Genomic DNA, 7343 nt, shown 5'->3' on the forward strand with positions numbered 1-7343 from the left:
GACCGAGCACCGTTRCAACGGATATGTGYGATGAATATTTGGCAGATCCTCAAATTCTAGCAAAAGAGATTGAAGTGAATCCAATGAAGAGACTTGGTACAGAAAAACAAATTGGTGATTCTGTTTTCTTTTTAGCCTCTGATGAAGCCGTGCAAATCAATGGGCATCTGTAAATGGTAGATGGCGGATTAACGGTTAAAGTGGCGCAGCCTGAAGATCATATGAATCATGAACAGGAGGTAATATTATGAGACTACTCAACAAGATAGCAGTTATCACTGGCGGTGGAAGCGGTATCGGCAAGGAATCAGCCCGTTTATTCGCAAAAGAAGGCGCATTTGTTATCATCACAGACATTCATGCTGAAAATGGGCAAGGAACAGTTTCTGAAATAGAAGAAAATGGCGGAAAAGCAGCATTTTACGAAGTAGATGTGACGAATCCTGAAGCGGTTCAATCTGCCATACATCAGATTATTGAGACGTATAAAAAAATAGATATTCTATTCAACAATGCAGGAATCAGCAATGTGGGTAGAGTAGACGAAGTAGAGCCAGATGTCTGGGACCGAATTATGAGTGTAAATGTGAAGGGGGTTTATTTACCCTCTAAATACACGCTTCCTTATATGATGGAACAAAAAAGTGGAGTAGTCATTAATATGTCGTCTTGCGCTGCGGAAATGGGTCTAGTTAAACGTGCCGCATACTCAGCAACGAAAGGCGCTGTACTTGCTCTGACAAAAGCTATGCAAGTGGACTATGCCCCTTATAATATTCGAGTAAATGCTTTATTGCCGGGCACCATCTTAACTCCATTTGTTGAAGATTATTTGAAAAATTCATATGACGATCCTGAAATCGCAATCGGAACGATCAAGAAAAGACAGTTAAGCGGAGAATTAGGAAGACCTAGTGATGTGGCAAAGGCTGCACTATTTCTAGCCTCAGATGAGTCTACGTTCATGATGGGATCGCCTTTATATATTGATGGCGGAGTTGTTTTTGGAAAAAATGCATAAAAGGAGAATGAAACTATGAAACTAGCTACTTTTATAAAAGGTGAAAATCAGAAACTGGCTGTTCAGATTGAGAATAACTTAATAGATATCGAAGAAACTGCTAAGAAGAATGAATGGAACAATATAGTAACAGATGTGATGCAAGTAATTGAATTCAATCAATCCGAACTAAAAGATTTTGAAATAAAGGTTAATGAAGCTGTCACAAATGGAAGTGCAGTCGCTATTGAAGAGGAAGGGCTTATATACGGTCCTAGTGTTACAAAACCTCAYAAAATCATTTGCGTCGGATTGAATTACAGAAGACACGCAGATGAAACCAATGCACCGTATCCTGAAGTGCCTATCTTGTTTAACAAATTTGATAATACGTTAACAGGTCATCAAAGTGAAATTGTTATACCAAATGTAACGAATGAACTGGACTATGAGGTTGAACTGGGAATTGTAATTGGCAAAAAGACAAAAAACGTAACACAAGAAGCTGCTCTTTCTCATGTTTTTGGTTATTGTACAGTCAATGATTTGTCTGCAAGAGATCTGCAAATGAGAACACAGCAGTGGCTACTTGGAAAAACTTGTGATGATTTTAGTCCAGTAGGACCTTTCTTAGTGACAGCGGACGAAGTAGGAGATCCAAACAACCTTAATTTAAAAACGTACGTAAATAATGAAATAAGACAAAATTCTAATACTTCCGATATGATCTTTTCATGTGCAGAAATCGTAAGTTATATTTCCCAGCACATGACGTTAGAGCCGGGAGATCTTATTTTAACAGGTACACCTGAAGGAGTCGTATTAGGCTTACCGGCTGATCAGCGCGTTTATATTCAGCCAGGAGATGTGGTCACTGTTGAAATCGAAAAGCTTGGAACACTAACGAACAAATTTGTTCAAGAAAGTGAAAAGGTTTTGACTAATGCTTAAAGGAATCCCGCCTATTATTTCTCCAGAATTGATGAAAGTTATGATGGAGATGGGGCACGGTGATGAGATTGTACTTGYAGACGGAAACTATCCGGCTGCAAGTCATTCCAACCGGATAATCAATGGTCATGGACATGGCGTTGCTGATTTTTTACGGGCCATATTAGAATTTTTYCCACTAGATACGTATGTTACGTTTCCAGTCATGCTGATGAATCCTGTTCAAGGTGATGAAAAAAACCCTGTAATCTGGCAGACCTATGAAGATATAATAAAAAAAACGAGCGACTTTCCTGTCCAAATAGAAAAAATCGAAAGAATGGATTTTTACGAAAGAAGTAAGGCGGCATATGCCATTATCGCTACAAGTGAACGTGCACAGTATGCGAATCTTATATTGAAAAAAGGTGTACTTTAATTAGTGAATCTAAAAGGAGTGAGTTATTTGCAAAAAATTCCGAATATTATGTATGTTTATGCGATTTTTGGTGGCTTGGCTGGACTTTTATATGGTTTTGATTCTGGTGCCATTTCACCAGCGATTCCCTTTATTACCGAGGAATTTGGATTAAGCCCGGCCGGCCAAGGATTGATTGTAAGTTTCCTTCTTTTAGGAGCATTGCCTGCTATTGTTCTTTCAACCTCCTTATCTAAAGTATTAGGAAGGAAATCGCTCTTAATAGGAGCAGGCATTACGTTTATTGTTGGGTCTATTGGCTGTGCCTTCGCTACTAATGTAAGCGTTTTAATAGGATCGCGATTTATCCTTGGAATCGGATGTGGAATAGCCAATATGTGTTCGTTGATATATCTGGTTGAATTAGCTCCACCTAAAATCAGAGGATTAATTGGTGCATTATATCAATTAAGTGTAAATGTCGGAATTTTAAGTGCTTACATTGTAGGAGCTTCCTTTTCTGCTAGTGGTTCTTGGAGAATCATGCTAGGAATAGGTATTATTCCTGCTGCAATCTTTACGATTGGGATGCTAATCTCACCCGAAAGTCCACGTTGGCTAATGACTGCAGGAAAAGAAGAACGKGCAAGAAAAGTATTAATGAAACTAAGAGGATCGAAGAAAGAAGTGGAAGATGAAATAAGCGATATTAATTATTCACTAAAACAGCAAACTGTCGGATTCAAACATTTAGTTGGCCAGTATAAAAAGATTCTAAATATGAACTTCATATTAACGTTTTTTCAGGTCTTCACTGGGATTAATGCTGTAGTATACTTTGCTCCAATCATCTTTGAAGGAGTGGAAATTAACGGGTGGAGCGGATCGAATATAGCCAACTTCGGGATAGGTACCGCCTTAGTTATTTCCACGGCWATATCGYTATTCATTGTTGATAAACTGGGAAGAAAAACATTATTAATCTATAGTATTGGCGGGCAGGTCCTACCAYTAATCGGTTTAGCACTATTTTCAGATTTTACGATATTTAGTATGGTTTGTGTGTTYTTATATGTATTCGCGTTTGGAATCGGTCTAGGTCCTGTATTCTGGCTATTCATACCTGAAGTGTTACCTTTGCAAGCAAGAGCGATCGGAATGGGRGTCATTACATTTTTACAGTACACATTGAATTTTCTTTTTTCGTATACTTTCCCGCCATTGTTAAGTGTCATTGGAAATAATGTCTTCTTAATATACGCRGTATTATCAATAGTTGCTTGCGTATTTATTCACTATAAAACACCAGAAACCAAAGGGAAAACTTTAGAAGAAATTGAAGAGTACTGGCGTCAGCAAGATATGGAAAAAGCTATTAAACCTGCTTAAGGGTTTAACCCTTCCAATACAAGAACTAAAGATAAATATTGAACTAACAGAAGAACATCTATTAGAAGAATATTCTTTTGCTGAGGGGACTGAGTAATGGGGAATTCTACTAAATAATTCTGTCAAAGGAACTGAAATAGGATAACCTTTTAAAATTGTAGTTGAAGGTTGATGGAGAATTTGATAAAATATAATTAATTTAAAAGACTATGTGTGACTGGCGAAACGCGGATAACCGTGAGGGAGCATATAGTGTCGTAGCCGTTCGCCTGGGCAGAGGTAAGGGAAATTATCCCTTGCCTCTTTCTGTTTATTAGGAGAGGATAGTGAAGACTTAAATCCATTATTAGAGAATACACAGATTTTTATGAAATTTGATTAGTAGCTTGCTTAACATCTTGTTAATTAATTTAGGAATTTAAAAACTATCATAAATTAAAAGAGGAGAAATAATATGAGCACATTAATTTTAGAAAAACTGAAAACAATCAAAACCTTAAATAATATTGCTGAAAGCGGGTTAAATGTATTCAATAAGGATAACTTTACTATCGACAATGACAGTGAAAATCCTGATGCTGTTGTTCTTCGTAGCTTTAACATGCATGCATTAGAATTAGGCGATAATTTAAAAGCAATCGCAAGGGCCGGAGCGGGTGTCAATAATATTCCCGTCGACAAATGCACAGAGCAAGGAATTGTTGTTTTTAATACCCCTGGTGCTAACGCTAACGCTGTAAAAGAAATGGTACTAACCTCTTTAATGGCTTCATCTCGTAACCTTTTTGCCGGTGTGGCCTGGACAAAGACGTTAGAGGGTGAAGGAGAACAAGTTCCAAAGCTTGTAGAAGCAGGAAAGAAACAATTTGTTGGAAAAGAAATCAAGGGAAAAACTCTTGGTGTAATCGGTTTAGGAGCGATCGGTGCGCTTGTAGCGAATGATGCACTAGGTTTAGACATGGATGTGATTGGATTTGACCCGTTCATCTCTGTCGATACAGCTTGGAACTTGTCCCGCAATGTACAGCGCGCTATGACGATTGAACAGTTGTTTGCTGAATCTGATTATATTACTGTACACGTGCCATTAACTGATGACACAAGAGGAATGTTTAACCAAGAAACATTTAGCATCATGAAACCGGGCGTACATATTTTGAATTTCTCACGTGGTGAGCTTGTGAATGAAACGGATATGGAAGCTGCACTTGAAAGCGGGAAAGTTGGCAGGTTTATTACAGACTTCCCGAATGAAAATGTATTGAAAATGAAAAATGTAGTTCCAATCCCACATCTTGGTGCCTCTACGCAAGAATCAGAGGAAAACTGTGCTATTATGGCAGCTCGTCAAGTGAAATTGTTCTTAGAAACAGGGAACATCAAAAACTCAGTGAATTTTCCAAACACTTCCCTTCCTTATACAGGAAAGCGTCGTGTGGCAACTTTCCACGAAAACGTTCCAAACATGGTTGGGCAGATCACACTGGCTATATCAGACTATAATTTGAACATCGCTGACATGGTTAACAGAAGCCGTGGGGGATACGCGTATACGATGATTGACATTGACGGTGAAGTAAACGGCGATATCATTCCTGGTTTAGAGGAAAAAATCAAACAAATCACAGGCATCGTTACAACTCGTATTATTTAACATACTTTAATGGAACAGGAAGAAAGCATACTTTCCTGCTCAAATGATAAATATTAGTACAAGCCTCAATTCCTTTAAGGAGTTGAGGCTATTTTTATTTTAGGCTTTGTTAGACAGTAATGCTGTTGATTTTTGAACAAATATAAGAGACTACTTATTGTGGTCTTCTATAGAACTAGCACCTGTTAGTATAAGAAAAGCGATTCCTATTAAAGAATCGCACCCGTTGGTTGAATGAGGAAAAGATGTAATCCTTTTAGTGACATGCTCAGATAACCTTCCTTTTTATTTGCAGTTATTATTTTAATTTCCTATGCCGGGCGAATTCATTAATACAATTCTCCACCCATCTGGATCTTCAATTGTAACACCTGATTTTTCCCAATATGGATTTTCTGGAGATACTGAATCATAACCCATACCTTTCAATCTATTTGTGATTTCTTCAATGGTTTTACTTTCAGGAATATAGAGGACAAGCAGATTATCCTTTGTTGGAGCAGGACAAGGACTCCCATCTTTATGTTGAGTAAACTCTAAATGATAGTTTGAATTGGGAAGCCCAATCATAATACCGTCATATCCCTCGTGTCCTTCAAAAGAACCGATTTTTTTCAAGCCTAATCCCTCACAATAGAAGTTTACAACCTTTTTTAGTTGATCAGTAGGACGTGCAACTCGGATTTGCGCTACTTTCATTTCTTTTGGCCATTTATTTTCCATTGTCCCATTCCTCCCTGTATATCGTTCCATAATTAAATCTATTTCTTAGCACATTGCAACTTTAACATAAAAAGACTATTAATTGGATTTACCTTCCACTTTTTTTGTTGAGTTTAACCTGACCCGTTGGTTGCGTAAGAATAAGTGCCGATCTTGTCTTAAACAACATGATTTTTTTGCTCTAAGTAAAAGAATCGTCCCCTATGAATTACAGAGACGATTCCTTATGTGGATTGTTACTTATTATTTACATGATTAATCCGCCAATTCAAGCGTATACATATACAATTTTGGATCGGGGTTAATCCAGGCGCTTTCAAACACGAAAACAACTTTATAATTTTTGTTATCAGTATAGGTGACATAGTACATTCCCTCTTGCTCCTCTTCACTTACAGGTTTACCAATCAATCCCTTCAACTCAGATAAATGAATGGTTTGCAACTGAGGATCAAAATCATCAATGCCGGTAATCGTTTTTCTACCTGTTGAATCGTCATAGAGGAATCGAACATTACGGCTCCAATAATTGGCTGCAACGGTACTTAGATCTTCTGGTGGACCCCAGGCTTTTTCTACTTTTTTCAACGAATCACCAACAGAAAAMGGTTCACTGTTAATCGATTGTTGGGATTCATAAGCTAAACCCATGATTTTTCGAATCAAGAGATCTGGCGTGGACTTCGATGATTCTGAAGCAGCAGAAGCAAAAGCTGCCCCTCCGCTAAACATGAGAAAAGCAAGTGTTAAAATGGTGAAGCTTCGGATGAAACCTTTCACTTGTTTCAAAATTAAACACCCTTTCTAAACAGGAATTGACGAATCACCCTAAATATAATACGTCTTTTTCAAAAAAAAAGAACACTGAAAATTTTTGTTAATCCAGCAGTACTCTACAGGAGGGAATATACTGTTTCAACCGATGTCCCCGGAAATTTCTGATGCTCCAGTTAATCACTTATTAAAATAAAGAAAAATAATAGCTAAAATTATTACCCCTTTTATTAGTAGTAACAACAAAAACGGATTTAAAACGGTAAGCAAATATCCAAATTTTCCACTTCAACTAAACTCTCCCGTTAGCCATCCATGAAGCGCAAAAATCAGCGCTTCACCACAGAGAATGAAAATTGGTTTCTAGGTCGATAATGTTTTAATGGCTGGCGAAGAAGGTCGTTGAACTATGGTGCCTTTGAGCCCATCCGTTAGTCTGACTCCGACGACCACGG

At 37.8% G+C, this 7343-nt stretch carries 8 protein-coding genes and 1 riboswitch; of the genes, 6 read left to right on the plus strand and 2 right to left on the minus strand.

The genetic code is table 11. From position 1 onward, the window contains the following. The 6 genes from AC1DUW_RS17470 to AC1DUW_RS17495 form a co-directional block, all read left to right on the plus strand. Positions 1–173 (plus strand): SDR family oxidoreductase (locus tag AC1DUW_RS17470; protein WP_477643074.1); only part of this gene is annotated, 173 nt, incomplete at its 5' end. 74 nt (positions 174–247) lie between these two features. Further along, positions 248–1021 (plus strand): SDR family NAD(P)-dependent oxidoreductase, encoded by a 774-nt coding sequence (locus AC1DUW_RS17475; protein ID WP_053347604.1) that lies wholly within the window; start codon positions 248–250, stop codon positions 1019–1021. 15 nt (positions 1022–1036) lie between these two features. Beyond that, the gene (locus AC1DUW_RS17480; protein ID WP_057219796.1) at positions 1037–1951 is read left to right on the plus strand and encodes a fumarylacetoacetate hydrolase family protein; all 915 of its coding nucleotides are present in this window, start codon (positions 1037–1039) and stop codon (positions 1949–1951) included. Then, on the plus strand, positions 1944–2369 hold the full coding sequence (locus AC1DUW_RS17485; RefSeq protein ID WP_477643073.1) for an RbsD/FucU family protein: 426 nt from the start codon (positions 1944–1946) through the stop codon (positions 2367–2369). Before AC1DUW_RS17480 ends, AC1DUW_RS17485 begins: the two co-directional genes overlap by 8 nt. 27 nt (positions 2370–2396) lie before the next feature. Continuing rightward, on the plus strand, positions 2397–3737 hold the full coding sequence (locus AC1DUW_RS17490) for a sugar porter family MFS transporter (protein ID WP_200964801.1): 1341 nt from the start codon (positions 2397–2399) through the stop codon (positions 3735–3737). Positions 3738–3940: 203 nt separating this feature from the next. Further along, a riboswitch (ZMP/ZTP riboswitch) is annotated at positions 3941–4019 on the plus strand. A 172-nt stretch (positions 4020–4191) separates the two neighbouring features. After that, a complete protein-coding gene (locus AC1DUW_RS17495) occupies positions 4192–5391 on the plus strand; it encodes a phosphoglycerate dehydrogenase (protein WP_053347601.1) in 1200 nt (399 codons plus the stop codon). Positions 5392–5694: 303 nt separating this feature from the next. On the opposite strand, the gene AC1DUW_RS17500 is transcribed toward AC1DUW_RS17495, so the two are convergent. Together AC1DUW_RS17500 and AC1DUW_RS17505 are read right to left on the minus strand one after the other, a co-directional pair. After that, positions 5695–6114 carry a VOC family protein gene (locus AC1DUW_RS17500; RefSeq protein WP_340452556.1) on the minus strand — a complete coding sequence of 140 codons (420 nt, stop codon included), beginning with the start codon at positions 6112–6114 and terminating at the stop codon, positions 5695–5697. 255 nt (positions 6115–6369) lie between these two features. Next, on the minus strand, positions 6370–6894 hold the full coding sequence (locus tag AC1DUW_RS17505) for a DUF4309 domain-containing protein (protein WP_235569750.1): 525 nt from the start codon (positions 6892–6894) through the stop codon (positions 6370–6372). Positions 6895–7343 lie beyond the last annotated feature (449 nt).

This window comes from Peribacillus sp. P4_C12 (assembly GCF_056402095.1).

Excerpts from the sequence above, each read along its gene's own strand:
- AC1DUW_RS17500 (WP_340452556.1), bottom strand. The coding sequence starts at position 6,114 with ATGGAAAATAAATGGCCAAAAGAAATGAAAGTAGCGCAAATCCGAGTT.
- AC1DUW_RS17475 (WP_053347604.1), top strand. The coding sequence starts at position 248 with ATGAGACTACTCAACAAGATAGCAGTTATCACTGGCGGTGGAAGCGGT.
- AC1DUW_RS17495 (WP_053347601.1), top strand. The coding sequence starts at position 4,192 with ATGAGCACATTAATTTTAGAAAAACTGAAAACAATCAAAACCTTAAAT.